The organism is Turicibacter sp. H121, assembly GCF_001543345.1.
Lineage (GTDB): Bacteria > Bacillota_I > Bacilli_A > MOL361 > Turicibacteraceae > Turicibacter > Turicibacter bilis.
In genome coordinates this window covers 2,577,266-2,594,798 of sequence record NZ_CP013476.1, presented here as the reverse complement: position 1 = coordinate 2,594,798, position 17,533 = coordinate 2,577,266, and the positions used below count along the sequence as shown (strand labels likewise).

The window sequence follows — 17,533 nt, the reverse complement described above, 5'->3', positions numbered from 1 at the left end:
ATTGATTTTAATTCGCACAAAAAGTAATATTTTGAGGGTATTTTTGCGTAGTATTAATAGGTAATATTAGGAAGGGATTAGGAGGAGGAGGCATGAAAAAATTCTATATGAGTCTCGTAAATCATCGGAAAACGATGGTTATGATTTTTACGATGGTTTTTGTGGTGTGTTTATTACTTGGGAATCTAGTTAAGGTCAATTATGATATTAATGACTATCTGCCAGAGAGTAGTCCCTCTACAGTATCCCTTGAGTTGATGCAAGAAGAGTTCGATGGGGGGGTTCCTAATGCGCGTATCATGATTTCTGATGTTACAATTCCAGAGGCTTTGGAATATAAAGAGAAGTTGGAAGCTGTTGATGGAGTCACAGCTGTTACTTGGCTAGATGATGTGGTCAGTATTTTTGTTCCTCTTTCAACACTAGATACTGATACTCTCGAAACTTATTATAAGGATAATAATGCATTGTTTACAGTGACCATTGAGGAAGATCGTCGTATTGAAGCGGTATCTAGTATCCGTGAGCTCATAGGTGAAGATAATGCGATGACAGGAAGTGCTGTTTCAACCGCTATTTCAACGACTGAGACTGTTTTAGAAATCAATAAAATTTCAATTTTTACAGTTTTGTTCGTTTTAGTTGTCCTAGTGATGACGACAAATTCATGGATGGAGCCACTGATTGTTCTGATCGGCCTTGGTCTTGCTATCGTCATTAATAATGGAACGAATTTGATTTTTGGTGAGATATCGTTTGTTACGAATGCAGCAGGAAGTATTTTACAACTTGCAGTCTCGTTAGACTATTCGGTATTTTTGCTTCATCGTTTTGAAGAATGCCGTCAAGAAAATCCAGACGTTAAAGCTGCGATGACGGAGGCACTTTGTAAGTCAACATCCTCGATCCTTTCTAGTGGATTGACAACAGTTATTGGTTTTTTGGCACTGGTACTGATGCAATTTAGACTAGGACCTGATCTTGGCCTTGCTTTGGCAAAGGGTGTGGCAATTAGTTTGATTACGGTATTTGTTTTCATGCCGTCATTTATTTTATTGACCTATAAATGGTTAGATAAAACAAGACATAAAGAATTATTACCTAAGTTCGATTTATTTGGAAAGATTGTGAAAAAAGTTACAATTCCTATGGTTTGTATTTTTGTTATCCTCATTATACCTGCTTATTTAGCTTCTAATGCTAATGATTATTATTATGGTTCATCTAATATTTTTGGTAGTGAAACCCAACTAGGATCAGATACAGCTCTAATCGAATCAGTGTTTGGCAAAAGTGATACCTATGTGCTGATGGTGCCAGTAGGGGATACAGCAACTGAAACAGAACTTTCTCAGGAATTAAATAGCCTACCACAAGTCACAAGTATTATTTCTTATGTGGATCTGGCTGGGGCAGAGATTCCACTGGAATATCTAGACGAAAATACACTCTCACAGTTGATATCAAAAAATTATAGTCGAATGGTGTTATCAGTTGATGTTCCTTATGAGGGAGAAGATGCCTTTTCTTTAGTTGAACAAGTTCGCGACATCGCACAAAAATATTATTCTGATACGTATTATTTAGCTGGTGAGGGTGTCAGCACGTATGATTTGATGGAGACTGTAACCAATGATATGGTTAAGGTTAATTTGATGGCAATTGCAGCCGTATTTATTGTTCTCTTATTATCACTACGATCAATTTCTTTGCCAATTGTTTTAGTACTTAGTATTGAAACAGCCATATGGATAAATCTTTCTATCCCATACTTTATGGATACTACTATTTTTTATATTGCTTATTTGATTATCAGTTCTATTCAACTGGGTGCAACCGTGGATTATGCTATTTTAATGACTGATCAATATAAGGAAAATCGTGAAATGATGAACAAAAAAGCAGCAGTTATTCAAACAATTTCTGATGTGACTGTTTCTATCTTGACATCAGGAAGTGTCTTAACGGTAGTTGGCTTATTACTTGGATATATTACGACAAATCAGCTGTTAGGACAGCTTGGTATTTTTATTGGACGCGGTGCTATCTTATCATTAATCATTGTATTGTTTGTGCTACCGGGACTTTTATATCTATTTGACCCATTAATTATTCGGAAAAGGAAAATCAAGCAGATACAAATGGGAGCTGATTAAGAATGTTAACAGGAGGTCATCTGAAAATGAAAAGTGTCAAAGGGAATGAAAGTAAAGTGATTGCCACTACATTGGCTGTATTGATGTCTATTTCAATGCTACCAGTGATGGCACATGCCGTATCTGAAAATACACCCAAAGAAGAAGTCGTATATATTAATCTGAATAACGATGGTTCAGTGGAGGAAATTAATGTTGTCAATATTTTTGAGTTGAATGAAAATAGTGAAATAGTTGATTACGGAAAATATAAGTCCATTCGAAATATGACAACAACAGATGAAATTAAAAATCTTGATGATACAATAATAATTGATGCACAGGCAGGAAAGCTTTATTACGAAGGGAAACTTGATAGTCGTGTGATTCCTTGGGATATTAGTATTCAGTATTATATGGATGATAAAGAATATACCGCTGATGAAATTGCCGGTCAGAGTGGAAGTTTGAAAATTAAGATATCTGTAAGTAAAAATGAACTAGGGCAGTCCGATTTTTTTGATACTTATGCCCTTCAAGCCTCTTTAACATTGGATACAAAAAATTGTGCAAATATTGTGGCAAATGAGGCAACTATTGCGAATGTGGGTAGTGATAAGCAATTGACTTATATTTTGCTTCCTGGTCAGGAAGCAGACATTACGATTACGGCTGATGTCACTGATTTTGAAATGGGGGGCATTTCGATTAACGGGATTCCACTTAATCTGAATATTGAAGTGGATGATGAAAAGCTAATAGAGCGAGTCACTGAATTATTAGATGCGATTGAACAGTTGGATGATGGAGCTAACGAACTAAAAAGTGGTGTAGCTGATTTGCAAGAGGGTGTTAAGAATGATTTACAAGCGGGGGTTAACGATTTACAAAATGGTGTTCAAAATTTGTATGCGGGGACTAAAAGTTTAAAAGATGGTGGGAGTTCATTACAGAGTGGCGTGGCAAATTTACAAATTGGAGCAGAAGCATTAAATGAGGGACTTCAGTCGTTGAATGATGGGATTGTCCAAATTCAAACGGCACTTCAGTCTTTGAACGGTCAATCATCTACTTTAACGGAGGGTTCTTCTAAAATCAAATCAGCATTGTCACAGATTTAAGGCGCTCTTAACAGTGTATCAGTAACAACAGATGATTTTAAAGCATTAATCCAAGCCTCTAGTGAACTTAAATCAGGTATAGAGTCTTTGGTGTCTAATGTGTCTTTTTTATATCAAAACGTAAGCTATGAGTCTTATAAATCTGTCATGTTACAAAATGGTCTGGATATTGAGGCGTTAAAACAGAGTAATGATTCAGCGATTAATGCGTTACAAGCCACTATTGTCTCTTTAAGTGAGCAGATTGCAACACTGCAAGCAGCTGGAGTAGATACAACACAGCTTCAATCCCAAGTAGCGCAACTCGATAATATCATTTCACTATTTGGAGCTAATAATGCTAGCATTAGTGGGACAGAAAGCTATCTCTCTACTATTCATGAAAATCTCTCAGCATTGTTAGAGGCGGTAACAGCATTACAAACGAATTATACAATCTTTGATGCAAAAATAGATGAACTTGTTAATATGCTTGGCGGTCTAGCTTATAAGCTCACTGAGTTATCGACGGCAATTAATACTTTAGTGACTGAGTATGAAAAACTTGATTCGGGAATTAATGCTTATACAGAAGGGGTGTCAGAAATCCTTGCCGGTTATTCACAGGTATCTGATGGGGCGACTAAGCTAGTAACAGGTAGCGGGACGCTAAAAAATGGAACAGAAACACTTTATAGCGGAACCAGTGATTTACTTTCAGGAATTGTTGAAGTTTATAATGGGACAGGGACATTAACAGATGGAACTGGCACATTAGATGAGGGAGTTGCTAAATTGTTGACTGGAATCGTTGATCTTTACGATGGAACCGGTAAATTAAAGGATGGAACCACAACAATGCGTGAAGAAACGTCAGGCATGGATACAGAAATCAGTGATAAAATAGATGAATTGTTAGAAAGTATCACTGGAGGAGACAGAGATATTGTTTCATTTGTATCAGAAAAAAATACGAACGTAAATGCGGTACAGTTTGTCATTCAGAGTCAGGCGATTGAGGTATCGGAAGTAGAGGAGAATTACTCACAACCAGTAGAAGAACTTAATTTTTGGGGTAAATTGTTAAAACTATTTGGCATTGAGTAGGCTGAAATATCTTTTATACGAATACTTGAGAATGTTTAAATAATTAAATTCGGTTTACTATAGAAAAAGCAACTAGATGGCAATACGCTACTGAGTTGCTTTTTTTATTAAGACACTAATTTAGTATTTGAAATTAATAGTAAGTATTTAATAGGCTAGATTGGACTTGTCGTGAGAAGATTGAGTTGATTAGATGTGCCAGTGTTGTACGGATATTGAGAAGAACAGGATGGAACGATTAGCTGAAAAGTGGGGATAGATAGTCATTGAAGAGGAGAGCGCACGTTGTAATTCTAAAATCGTGAGCGAATCGAGTTTGAGTATTATCAAATTAAATTCGTAGCCATAAGACTGATTCAAAAGTTGCTAAAATATTAAGTGATAACTTTCTCTTAATTTCAGTGTGTAATAAGAAACCAGATATGAAGGGTGTCCAGTGGATTAAAGCGGACATGTCTAACTTTGTTAAATTCAAATATGACTTTGATCGAATTCTTTCTATAATGTTAAATAACTAAAAAATCGAATCTGTTTTGACTCCGTTATTTTTAAAAACATATAGAAATAACGGAAATAATGAGGTAAGAAAGAGTGTAATATCAAGGGTTGATAAGAATTCATATATAACTTCCTATAATATATATTATGTAAACTTATAAGTTTACATAATGAGGATTATTGGTATTTTAGGCACAATGACTATATAAGTCCAGATAAGTTTTTTACATCGTAAAAACTTTTAGCTGGACTATAGTCTGCCTTGCACGGCATAACCATCTCATATTTCGGTTGATGTATTAAATGTAGAAAACATTTCTGTTTGTATATAGATTTTTGTACATATTTCAGTTTTAGTGTTTAAAACTAAGAGTATCTTAATTTTAGGAGGTTTTTTATATGCGTGTTCCTTTATGGTTAGATACGGTTTCGGCACCCAATTATCCGACACTTACACATCCTCTAGATGTTGATGTATGTATTGTTGGAGCTGGGATTACTGGTGTGACGTTAGCTTATTTACTCAAAGATACTGATTTAAAAGTTGTTTTAATTGATTCCGATCATGTTTTACATGGGACGACGGCTTATACAACAGCAAAAGTGACGGCCCAGCATGATATTGTTTATGATGAAATTATCCATTCTTACGGTGAATATCAAGCTAAGTGCTATGCGAATGCTCAAACAGATGCCCTTTATTTCATTGAGCAAACCATTCAGCAATTAAAGATTGACTGTGATTTTGAACGAAAATTTGCAGCCATTTATACGCAAGATTCGACGTATGTTCCTGTGCTTGAAAAAGAGTTTAAAGCTTATCAAACGTTAGGGTTAAAGGGACATTTGGTAGATGAATTAGATTTACCTTTTGCGATTGAGAAAGCATTGATTTTAGAGGATCAGGCACAGTTTCATCCCTTAAAATATACACTTGGCTTACTCGACTCTATTGCAGAAGCTTCTAATATTGAAGTTTATGAAAATACGCCTGCCACAGATATAAAAAAACAAGATTCTGCTTATGTGATCGACACAGCTTCTCATGTCGAAATTCGTGCTCAAAAAGTGATTCAAACCTCACACTTCCCTTTTTATGACGATCTTGCCCTACTCTTTGCTAAAATTGAACCTTCTCGTTCTTATTTAATTGCTTGTGAGGGAGCACAAAATTTACCCGAAGGGATGTATTTGTCTTACGAACAGCCGACGCACTCCGTTCGAACCTATCAAGATTTATTACTCATTGGTGGTGAAGATCATCGAACAGGAAATCAAGAAGATACAGTGGCTAAGTATGAGGCATTAAAAGGTTTTGCTCATCAGAATTTTCATGTCGATGATGTGATTTATGAATGGTCAACACAAGATTATGAAACGGTTGATAAGCTTCCTTTTGTCGGTCGGATGCAAGAGAATGATAATATCTTTGTCGCAACAGGTTATCGAAAATGGGGAATGACGAATAGTACGGCAGCTGCCCTACTTTTACGTGACTTAATTTTAGACAAAGAAAATCCATATGAACCTTTATTTAGTCCACAACGTAAAAATTTAAAAGCACAAATCAAAAATCTAATCTTTTATAATGCTGAAGTCGCGTTTGAATTGTTGAAAGGAAAATTACAACACGTAGAAGGAGTAACCTCACTTAATCCTGGTGAAGCGACAGTTATTTCTACAGATGAAGGAAAATATGGCGTTTATAAAGATGAAAATGAGGAGTTATTTGTTGTCGACATTACGTGCCCTCACTTAGGATGTGAGTTGAATTTCAATCGTGCAGAATGTACATGGGATTGTCCATGTCATGCCTCACGTTTCTCATATAAAGGTGAGATTATTTCGGGACCTGCTCATTATTCATTGAAGTCGACGAAAAATAAAATTGATCCGAACCTCTTTTAATTTATCTACAAAATAACTCATAAACAACAACTGATGCTATAAACGTTATGTTTTTAGTGTCGAAACTAGTGGTAAATCGTCAAAAAAGGATGTTAACGACTCCCCTATTTCATTTTATTGTGTTTCATTGAGGGGATTTGGTTGAAGGCAATTCAAATAGAACGTATAATAGATTTGAGCCTGTTGTGCTCACACTCCTTATCTTTACCTACATTCCTAAAACACCATTGACCGGCAATGGTGTTTTTTCTTGATTAAAAATAAAAAAATGACTATAACATTGTATAACTAATCATAAATAATCCATACTACTAATGAGCACAACTTAGACATTCAACTAGAGCTCACCTTTCTTCTCCTTCTCATACCTCTCTATTTGTAATGATATATTATTAATCTAAAAGACACTGATTCAGTGTTTTTTTATTATTTATAGAAAAAATTCGATTTTTATTTTGTATTTTCTTCTAAAAAGGTGTAACCTTAAATGGTAGCTGAAGGAGGTCTGAAGATGAAAGAATTTAGTAGTTTAGATGTAGCTAAAGCGGCTGTTAAAGTTTCAATGACCGCATCGAGAAGTGAAGAAGATCAATTAGTTCGTGAATTAAGATCGCAAGGTATTTATGCCACTGCAGTGGATATCGGGGGAAATTTAATTCAATCCATTCCTAAAATTATTGAGCGTGCGATTATTGCCTCACGTAAAACAAATGTGACAAAAGAATCTTTTATTTTAGATGGAGCTGTTGCAGGTGCAACACGTGATGCCATTATGCAAGTTTCAATGAAAGCAACTGGGTTAAATGCAGGAGGTAAAGTTGCCATTGCTCGCTGTGGTGAAAATTTAACCGTCTGTATTTTCTTAAGTATTGGGTTACTTCATTTAGATGATGTCGTCATCGGTCTCGCCCATCGTTCAGTACCTGCAAATCTGTAATTTTATAAATAGATAAAAAAATCTCTATATCCCTTTTGACATTTATTACCAAAACTCATATAATAATCATAATTTAAAACTACTCAATAGTAGGAAAACATAAATCAACGGTGATTTATGAGGTAGAAATTATATGGGGATTTTGTAGGTTCGTAGAATGGTAGCTCAAGTAAATTAAACCTTTATTTACATAGGGTTTTTAAAGTCTACCTACAACTCTCTTTATAAGAGAGTTTTTTTTATTTCCATATAAGCAGGTGATGTTTGACTCATCTGAGTTTAACAAGATCAAAAATGAATATAGGAGATGATCGTATGAAAGCCAGCAAACTGTTAAAATTTGTAGGTGTTGGGATGGTTTTTAGTAGTTTTTTATTCGCTTGTAGTCATAAAGACTCAGATGTAAAAACGATAGGTGTTTTACAGTACATGGAGCATGGTGCATTAGATGCAGCTTATGAAGGTTTCATCGCAGGATTAGCGGAGGAAGGATATATTGAAGGGGAAAATATTAAAATTGATTTAAAAAATGCTCAAGGGGATCTTACAACCGCTCAAACCATTGCTAATCAGTATGTAAGTGACGGTGTGGATATGATGTTCGCAATTGCAACACAAGCTGTTCAATCTGCCTATAATGCAACAAAAGAGATTCCTATCTTAATGACTGCGGTGACTGATCCTGTTGAAGCTGGAGTCGTAAAAGACTGGAACCAGTCAGGGACAAATGTGACAGGAACGAGTGATTTAACGCCTGTTGCTAAACAAATGGAATTGATTACCGAGTTAGTTCCAGAGGCAAAAACAGTTGGTGTGATTTATACAACGAGTGAGATCAATTCGGAAGTTCAAGTCAAGATGGCAGAAGAAGCCGCATCTAACTTAGGGTTAGAAGTGATTCGCGTGGGAGTCACAACGGTTAATGATATTCCTCAAGCAGTTGCATCTGTGATTGATAAAGTTGATGCGATGTATGCCCCAACGGATAACTTAATTGCAAGTTCGATGCCAGTTTTATGGAATGTCTGTTTAGATAAAAAAGTTCCGATTGTTGCTGGAGTGGATACGATGGTCATTGATGGTGGCATCGCAACTGAAGGAATTGATTACTATCAATTAGGATATGAGACAGGTTTAATGGCTGCCCAAGTATTAGAAGGAAAAGATCCAAGTACGATGCCAATTAATACCCTTCAAAATACAACGTTAATCGTGAATCAAAAAAATGCAGAAGCCATTGGATTATCGATTCCTGATTCGATTTTAAAAGGCGCTGAAATTGTAGGAGGTGAATAATATGGGAGTTTTATTAACAGTCTTAGAGCAAGGACTCATTTTTGGGATCTTGGCTCTAGGTGTTTATTTGACTTATAAAGTGTTAGATTTTGCTGATTTATCGGTTGAAGGAACCTTCCCACTAGGAGCCGCTATTACAGCCTTCCTTCTGACACAAGATGTCACTCCCCTACTCGCTGTGTTGATTTCTTTTTTAGGTGGCATGTTAGCTGGCGCTGTGACAGGAATTTTACATGTTAAGCTTAAAATTACGAATTTGTTATCAGGGATTTTAGTGATGAGTGCTCTTTATTCCATTAACCTACGTATTATGGGAAAAGCGAATATTCCACTGTTTAATGAAGAACGTATTTTTTCAGGTGCGATTCCTGTTTTATTAACCATTGTGATCATCGTAGTGTGTGTTAAAATCATCGTCGATTTATTTTTAAAAACGAAGTTTGGATTTATGATTAAGGCCACAGGAGATAATCCCCAATTAGTGACGACATTAGGGGTGAATCTAGGATGGGTTAAAATTGTCTGTTTAATGGTTTCGAATGGATTGGTGGCTTTAGCAGGATCATTAAGTGCTCAGTATCAAGGATTTGCTGATGTTGGGATGGGAACAGGAACGATTGTCATTGGCTTAGCCGCCGTTATTTTCGGGGAAGCGATTTTTAAAAAAGCATGTTGGATTCTTCCAACAACGATGGCTATTATTGGAGCGATTTTATATCAAGGATGTACAGCTATTGCGTTACAGCTAGGATTCCCTGCAACAGATTTAAAATTATTAAGTGCGTTAATTGTTACATTAGCTTTAGCGTTAAATAATCATAAAATTAAAGCTTTTCCTACCCTATTATCTAAAACTTCGAAACCATCTAACATTAAAGGAGGGATTGCGCGTGCTAAACATTCAACAATTAAGTAAAACTTTTTATCCGAATACCGTCAATGAAAAGAAAATTTTTCAGGGGTTGGATTTAACGATTGAAGAAGGAGAGTTTGTGACGGTGATTGGAAGTAATGGTGCCGGAAAGTCAACCTTATTAAATCTAATCTCCGGAACGTTAACACCCGATGCAGGGGTTATTTCCTTACTTAATCATGAGATTACCCAACTAAAGGAATATCAACGGACACGCTTTATCTCACGCGTCTTTCAAGATCCAACGCTCGGAACTTCACCTTCTTTAACCATTCAACAAAACTTATCCTTGGCTCGTAATAAGGGAAAACGATTTGGTTTAGCATTTTTAGAATCTAGAAAAGATATTGAAACATTTAAAGCAATAGTTGCTCCTCTCCAACTTGGGCTTGAAAATCAATTGCAAACTCCAGTTGGTCTATTATCAGGAGGGCAACGTCAAGCGCTCTCTTTAATTATGGCGACTTTGGTGAAGCCCGATTTATTACTGCTTGACGAGCATACGGCAGCACTCGATCCTAAAACATCCGCTAAAATTATGGATTTAACGAATCAAATGGTCCAAGAATCAAAGATTACGACGTTAATGATTACGCATAATTTAACGCATGCGATTAAATATGGATCTCGTTTAATCATGCTACATGAAGGACAGATTGTTCTTGATATTAGTGGCCATGAAAAACAAGAACTAACGCCTGAAAAATTATTACATCAATTTGAAAAAAATGTGCATAATGGATCGCTCAGTGATGAATTATTATTCTCATAAAAAAGTGATGTCACGTAGCGACATCACTTTTTTTATGAATGGAAAAGAGACGATTCGATCTCTTTTATAAAACTGATCTAATATCATGATATCGTCGTATCTCCCCTATTCTACGATTTAAAGACTTTATTTTTAGTCGTTGATAGCTACGATTTTAAATACGATAGGCTACTTTTTTAAAACGTATTTAAAAATACCTTTTTGGAAAAAAATAGAAATAAACGTTTGACTTTTATTATTTAAGCTCATATAATAATCATAATTCATTGAAATCCAACTTAATCAATAGAAAATAATCCATGAGGTTGGTGTCTTTAGTAAATAGAGAGGTTTGAGAGACAACTCCTTTATTCTCAGCCAAAAGGTAATGTGATGTGAAGATAAAGAGGATGGTTTTACTCATTATGAGTTGAACAAAATAGATAATGATAGGAGGATGATCATATGAAAGCTAGTAAAGTATTAAAAGGTCTAGGGGTTGGGATGATTTGTTGTTATTGTAGCTTTCTAGCTGGTTGTAGTCAAAAGACGGATTCAGATATGAAAACGATTGGTGTTTTACAATATACAGAACATGCTGCCCTAGACGCTTCTTATGAAGGATTTATTGCTGCTTTAGAAGATGAGGGATATGTTGACGGAGACAACATTCACATTGATTTTAAAAATGCACAAGGACAAAATCCAACGGCACAAACCATTGCCAGCCAGTTAGTGAATAGTAACGTTGATTTAGTTTTTGCCATTGCGACACCAGCGGCTCAAGCGGCTTATAACGCGACAAAAGATATTCCAATTGTGATCACAGCGGTAACTGATCCTGTGGAATCAGGGTTAACAAAGGCATGGGATGTGAGCGGAACAAATGTGACAGGAACGAGTGATTTAACACCTGTGGCTAAACAAATGGAACTGATTCAAGAACTGTTACCTGAGGCAAAGACAGTTGGGATTTTATATACAACGAGTGAAGTGAATTCGGAAATTCAAGTGGCATTAGCAGAAGAAGCTGCGGCTAAGCTAGGGCTTGACATTATCAAAGTTGGAATTACATCTGTCAATGAGATTCCAAATGCCATTGCTTCTGTTGTTGATAAAGTTGATGTGATTTATACCCCAACGGATAATTTAGTTTCAAGCTCAATGCCAGTCGTTTGGAATGCCTGTCTTGAGAAAAAAATTCCAGTTGTCACAGGTGAAGAAGGAATGGCTAAAAAAGGTGGCGTTGCAACCGAAGGTATTGACTACTTCCAGTTAGGTTATGAAACAGGTTTAATGGCTGCTGAAGTATTAGAAGGAAAAGATCCAAGTACCATGCCAGTTAAAACGTTAGAAAATACGTCTTTAGTTGTGAATCAAGAACATGCCAATGCGATTGGTTTAACCATTCCGGATAGTATTTTAGAACGAGCTGAAATTGTAACGAGTGAAGAATAACAGGCTGGATTCCCCTACTCTAACATAAAATGATTAATTGGTTGCTAAAATGTATATCAAAGAAAGAGAGGTCTAAAAATTAGACACCTCTTTCTTTTTTTTGTCAAAAGGTTGCATCAAAGAACTGGAATGAGTAAAATAATTACGTAGTAAGATTAAAAAATAAATAACGTGGAGGCTTTTTTATGGCAAAAAAAGTAGCAGTAGTATTTACAGGTGGAACCATTTCAATGAAAGTAGATCCACGTCTGAAGGCCGCCATTCCGTCAATGTCTAGTGAAGATATTATGTCAATGGTCACAAACATTGATCAAATTGCTGAGCTTGATATTGTAGAGTTTGGAAAACTTCCAGGACCACATATGACACCTGAAAAAATGATGGAGTTAAAACGTGTGGTGGAAGAAAAATTAAATCAGGACGATATTGTAGGTGTTGTCGTGACACATGGTACGGATAACTTAGAAGAAACAGCTTATTTATTAGATGTTTGTTTAAATACTGAGAAACCAGTCGTTGTCGTTGGAGCGATGCGCAATGGATCAGAACTTGGTTATGATGGGCCAAGTAATTTAGCAGCTGCTATCTGTACAGCGGTTCATCCTAAATCACGAAATAAAGGAGTCTTAGTTGTCTTAAACAACGAAGTCAATGCAGCCCGTGAAGTGACTAAAACTCATACGATGAGCCTGGATACATTTAAATCGTTAGAATTTGGTCCGATTGGTATTGTCGATCAAGATGATGTCATCTATTATCATAAACAATCGATTCCAACTAAGCATGTGCAGACGGATCGTATTGAAACAGATGTTCATTTACTGAAGGCTGTCTCAGGAATGGACTCTACCCTTTTAGATTTCTTAGTTGAAAAAGGGGCGAAAGGAATCGTCATTGAAGCGATGGGACGAGGAAATGTTCCACCAATGATGATGGAAGGAATTAAACGTGCCGTTGCTCATCAAATTCCAGTCCTTATCGTGTCGCGTTGTCCAATGGGACGTGTCCTTGAATCGTATGGTTATGACGGTGGTGGTGCTCAATTAGTTGAAGCGGGAGCTATTTTAGCAAGTAACTTAAATGGTCAAAAAGCTCGTATTCAATTAATGTTAGTTCTAACAGTTGCTAAAAACTTAGAAGAAGTCAAATCATACTTTATAGATTAATTAAAAAGCGCAAAAGGAGGAAATTTCGCCTTTGCGCTTTTTTTCTATTAAGATAATTCTTCAAGTAAATATTGTTTGAAGTCTTCTATCAGACCTTCTTTTTGAGTTAGCCATTGATCGTAAGTCGTTATTTGGACTGTTATATCACGCAACGTATCCGCAATGACAGAGGCAACTTTGGTAATATTGTTTTCATAAATACATTCAACGTCATCAATAGAAACAATGGTATGAGCGACGGTTTCCATGAGGGTCTCCATGACTTCATCAGCATGCTCTTCCAGTTGTGAATATAAAATCTTTTTAAGTCGTGTGATTGAAGATGAAGTTTGATACGCTTGTTCGAGGAAGCCTAAGAACTTTTCAAAATCATCGACGCTATCTTGAGGTTCGATTTCAAATAAGATTTTAAAGAAGAGATTCCAATGGAACTCTTTATTCATTACATCTCTAAAATACGGCCCAACAATCTGCGCGAACTTATTCGTATAATTGGGTTCGCGTGAGAAAATAATTGGAACGTTGAATTCGACTTGCTCATTTGAAATTTGAGAAATACGTTCGAGTGCCTTAATAAGGGAATCACTAATATTTTGAATTTCTAGCATCCCATTTGGAAAGAATGTATATTTCATGATGGTTTGACATGCTTTTTTAATATTAACGTTCATTCCCAGTTGCTCTTTTAACTGTTTAGCAAAGACATCATTACACATTTTAGCCATCACGTCTTCTAGGTTACGACGTTGATACTCTTCATCCGTTTGTCGTTGTTCAACATTTCGGTAAATGGTTAATAATTGTTTATCGAGTAAAGCTAAGTTATTTTTAATCGAGTGCATCATTTCAATTAATAAATCATCGACTAAAAGGAAGTTATAATTTTTATAAATAATTTTATGTTCAATTTCACCCCAGAATGAGTTAACAAGTGATTTAATCTGTAACTCAAAGGGTAACTCATTATTCGTATCTGTGACAATTCCATCAATTCTGAAGATTTTGAATCCATTTTTCTGTTTTTGTGGTTGACGCTCGTCTAAGCTTAATTTAACATTTGGATTCATTTCATTGTAATAGTACCCATCATCATTTCTCACATTAAAATGTTTTTTTAAAACTTTATAAATCGCACGTTCATCTTGTTCAAAGCGACATTCAATACGTACTCCAATTAAATCGGATAATTGATAAATCAGGCGGATGGGGTCATTGTATTTTTTATAGTATCCTTGGCGAAGAATTTTTTCTTTTAAGCTGTCTCGTCCTTTCACACGAGTGGTAATATTTAAATACTCCATCGTATGGAGGTTCATAATTTCAGTGAATTCCATCTGAAGTAATTTTGAAATGACTTCTAGTTGGTCACGTTCTTTATCAAGTGTCGATAATGCTTTTTCAATATATCTAAATTCTGCTAATGGCAAGGTTAACTCCCCTTTTTGCTTAAAATCTTATATCTTTATTTTAACTCGATTTTTAATGTGATGCTAATGAAAAATTAGTATAAATTAAAAACCTAGCAAAATATCATTGCTAGGTTACCAAGCGCGTTCGGCTGAAAAACCATAAGATTCAACTTCATAAAGGTATTGACTTTGACTAATATCTTTTGGAGTGACCAACCAGCCACCATTACTATCGATATCCACGCCAATAGCATTAAAAACTTTCCAAACAATATCTGAACAATGCGTGAGATTCATGTTTGTTTTAGTTGCAATCAGATTATAATTAATATCTAAAAAATCTGACATCGCTCGTTCAACGAGTTCACTGATGGTTTCTTCAGTGCGGTTTTTGAGGCGTAGCACCTTCACAGTCGGATAATAGTTCCATTTTTCAAGTGATTCTAATCGCGAACTGGTTCCATACCCTAAGGCTTCAAGGACTAGTCCCGCTTCTGCATCGACCACAATTCCCGCATGTCCATGGCGATAGAGTAGCGTATGATTGGATTTGGTGATTAAAATATCTCCATTTTGAATATCTTGAAGCTGATGGCACTTGACTTGTTGATTCTGCTCATCGACACAACGCTCTTCTAACGTGATAAGACTAATAGGATAATCTACGACTTTAAAGTCTTCAGTTGTTTGCTTCATCACTGAAATAGAATTCTCAGCATGATTTGGCGTATAAGCATTCAGTTCAACTAAAAAATTTAGCATGGAAATGATTAAAATAAAAAAAAGAAATGTAATGAAATAATAGTTTGGTTTCATTTGATCCTCCAAAAGTGGTATAAGACAAAGTAGTTTCTCTATTATAACATACATTTCTTTCATTTATACAAGATTTTCTTACTTGATCCACGATTCATACCATAAAATAAAGGTCATTAAGGTCCAAATTTTACGACTATGATCCCCTCTTCCTTTAGCATGGGCTTCTAAATAGGAAAGCGCCACCTTTTGATTGATGAGATGCTCACAACTTGGCGCTAAAATGATGTCCCGTGCTTCGTCGAAAAGTTCGTTTTTAAACCATTTTTTTAAAGGGACCGGATAGCCTTTTTTCGGAGCCTCAAGGACATGAGCTGGGATAAAGCCTTCAAAAGCTTCTCGTAATAAAATTTTTGTTTGAACCCCCTCTATTTTTTCACGATGTGTTAAATATTTCGCTAGTTCGAGTACCTGTTGATCTAAAAATGGTACCCGAAGTTCTAGAGCATGTGCCATCGTTAGTCGATCTGATTTCACTAAGAGATCACCACGAAGCCACGTTTTTAAATCAATCATTTGCATTTGTGTTAGTGGATCGAGATTCTTGATTTGATCATAGATCGGATGGGTAATCTCCGTAAAGGAGTGAGATGGCTCATAAAAGGATAGGAGCTGCTCTTTTTCTTGCTCGTTAAAGACGAAGGCATTCCCAACATATCGATCTCTTAACGGAATACAGCCGCGTCTGATAAAGTTTTTCCCTTTCATATTCGGCAAATGATTCGCCACCCATAGAAGTATTTGTTTCATTGGTTTAGGAATCGGGTTAAACAGTTTTAAGGCATCGACTTCTCGATAAATTCGATAGCCACCGAAAAGCTCATCGGCACCCTCACCTAATAAGATGACTTTGACATGTTTTCTTGCTTCTCTCGCGATGCTATAAATGGCAACACTTGAAGGATCAGCAACGGGGCTATCTAAAAACTCAATGGCTTGCCTAGCTTCTTTCATGAATTCATGAGCATTTAACGTTTTTGTCGTTAAATCTAGCTTTAATTTTTCTGCTGTTTTTATGGCCTCATTGATTTCGCTATAACCCTCTTCTTCAAAGCCGATTGTAAAAGCTTTTAAATCCTCTTTAAACGCTTTAGCACATGTTGTAAGGATAGTAGAGTCTATGCCCCCTGATAAAAAACAGCCAACTTCTACCTCACTTTGTAGGTGAGATTTGACGGAAGAAACAATGGCTTGCTGGAGTTCTTCCTTTAAGACATAGGACGTTTTTTTAGTCGGTAATAATTCTACTGTGGCATACGTCTTTATCCTTAGTCCTTTCTCAAGTGAATAAGTTAAATAAGTCCCTGCTTCAAGTGCTTTAATATCTATGAGGCATGTATCAGGCTCGGGAATGTATTGAAAGGTAAAGTAATGCTGGAGTGCTTTAAAATCGAGAAACTGTTCTTTATCGTATATGGATTTAAACACTTTAAGTTCCGATGTTAGGAAGATTCCATCGTCAAGGTGGTAATAATACAATGGTTTAATCCCAAACCGATCTCGAACAGCAATTAACTCTTGTGTTATTTCATCGTATAGCACAAGGGAGAACATCCCTCGCAGTTGAGACATGAATTCTAACCCTAATAACTGATAAAGAGTCACAATCACTTCCGCCTCACAAGAAGTTTCAAAACTGAATCCTAATTTCTCAAGTTGAGTGCGAAGTTCTAAATAATTATAGATTTCTCCGTTAAACACAAGGTGGCACGTCTTATCACTTGAATGAAAAGGCTGTGATCCACCTTCTAAATCAATAATACTTAAACGATTGAATCCTAAAATAAGTTGTTCAGATACATATAATTGTTCATCGTCTGGTCCACGGTGCTTTATTTGTTGTAAAGCATACTGCATGAATTGGAGATCCTCAATCGTTGTTTTATTTTTCATCAAGACAACTAATCCACACATGGTTATCACCTATTCAGCTAACTTATAAGATAGTTTACGAACTGATTGTCTTAGAAAGAACTAAAAAACAAAATAATTAACACAAACATTTGTTCGTTCCTTGTTCGAACGGTGAGAAAAATAGA

At 35.9% G+C, this 17,533-nt stretch carries 13 protein-coding genes; 10 read left to right on the top strand and 3 right to left on the bottom strand.

What is annotated here, in order from left to right; all coding sequences use genetic code 11:
* Nucleotides 1-92 precede the first annotated feature (92 nt).
* The 10 genes from AT726_RS12360 to AT726_RS12320 all read left to right on the top strand — a co-directional run bounded on the left by AT726_RS12360 (nt 93) and on the right by AT726_RS12320 (nt 13,269).
* Nucleotides 93-2,156: an efflux RND transporter permease subunit gene (locus tag AT726_RS12360; protein WP_068759726.1), complete on the top strand. Its 2,064-nt coding sequence runs from the start codon at nt 93-95 to the stop codon at nt 2,154-2,156.
* A 26-nt stretch (nt 2,157-2,182) separates the two neighbouring features.
* Nucleotides 2,183-3,256 carry a hypothetical protein gene (locus AT726_RS12770; RefSeq protein WP_201023065.1) on the top strand — a complete coding sequence of 358 codons (1,074 nt, stop codon included), beginning with the start codon at nt 2,183-2,185 and terminating at the stop codon, nt 3,254-3,256.
* 90 nt (nt 3,257-3,346) lie between these two features.
* On the top strand, nt 3,347-4,342 hold the full coding sequence (locus AT726_RS12355; RefSeq protein WP_206778809.1) for a hypothetical protein: 996 nt from the start codon (nt 3,347-3,349) through the stop codon (nt 4,340-4,342).
* Nucleotides 4,343-5,239: 897 nt separating this feature from the next.
* Nucleotides 5,240-6,748, top strand: a complete 1,509-nt coding sequence (locus tag AT726_RS12350) for an FAD-dependent oxidoreductase (RefSeq protein ID WP_068759725.1) — start codon at nt 5,240-5,242, stop codon at nt 6,746-6,748.
* 511 nt (nt 6,749-7,259) lie between these two features.
* Nucleotides 7,260-7,685 carry a HutP family protein gene (locus tag AT726_RS12345; RefSeq protein ID WP_055276175.1) on the top strand — a complete coding sequence of 142 codons (426 nt, stop codon included), beginning with the start codon at nt 7,260-7,262 and terminating at the stop codon, nt 7,683-7,685.
* Nucleotides 7,686-8,000: 315 nt separating this feature from the next.
* Nucleotides 8,001-8,981 carry an ABC transporter substrate-binding protein gene (locus tag AT726_RS12340; RefSeq protein ID WP_068759724.1) on the top strand — a complete coding sequence of 327 codons (981 nt, stop codon included), beginning with the start codon at nt 8,001-8,003 and terminating at the stop codon, nt 8,979-8,981.
* Between the two features lies 1 nt (nt 8,982).
* Nucleotides 8,983-9,897, top strand: a complete 915-nt coding sequence (locus AT726_RS12335; protein WP_068759723.1) for an ABC transporter permease — start codon at nt 8,983-8,985, stop codon at nt 9,895-9,897.
* Entirely contained in the window at nt 9,872-10,666 is a 795-nt protein-coding gene (locus tag AT726_RS12330) for an ABC transporter ATP-binding protein (RefSeq protein WP_068759722.1), read from the top strand. The genes AT726_RS12335 and AT726_RS12330 overlap by 26 nt, the downstream gene beginning before the upstream one ends.
* A gap of 444 nt (nt 10,667-11,110) precedes the next feature.
* Complete coding sequence (locus AT726_RS12325; RefSeq protein WP_068759721.1) at nt 11,111-12,103, top strand: ABC transporter substrate-binding protein; 993 nt, start codon at nt 11,111-11,113, stop codon at nt 12,101-12,103.
* A 185-nt stretch (nt 12,104-12,288) separates the two neighbouring features.
* Nucleotides 12,289-13,269, top strand: coding sequence for an asparaginase (locus AT726_RS12320; RefSeq protein WP_068759720.1), 981 nt, complete (start codon nt 12,289-12,291; stop codon nt 13,267-13,269).
* A 47-nt stretch (nt 13,270-13,316) separates the two neighbouring features.
* Here AT726_RS12320 and AT726_RS12315 read toward each other — a convergent pair whose 3' ends face one another.
* The 3 genes from AT726_RS12315 to asnB all read right to left on the bottom strand — a co-directional run bounded on the left by AT726_RS12315 (nt 13,317) and on the right by asnB (nt 17,387).
* Nucleotides 13,317-14,696, bottom strand: coding sequence for a GTP pyrophosphokinase (locus AT726_RS12315; RefSeq protein WP_068759719.1), 1,380 nt, complete (start codon nt 14,694-14,696; stop codon nt 13,317-13,319).
* A 114-nt stretch (nt 14,697-14,810) separates the two neighbouring features.
* Nucleotides 14,811-15,440: a YiiX/YebB-like N1pC/P60 family cysteine hydrolase gene (locus AT726_RS12310; RefSeq protein WP_237297129.1), complete on the bottom strand. Its 630-nt coding sequence runs from the start codon at nt 15,438-15,440 to the stop codon at nt 14,811-14,813.
* Nucleotides 15,441-15,572: 132 nt separating this feature from the next.
* Nucleotides 15,573-17,387 (bottom strand): asparagine synthase (glutamine-hydrolyzing), encoded by a 1,815-nt coding sequence (gene asnB, locus AT726_RS12305; protein WP_237297127.1) that lies wholly within the window; start codon nt 17,385-17,387, stop codon nt 15,573-15,575.
* Between the last annotated feature and the right edge of the window lie 146 nt (nt 17,388-17,533).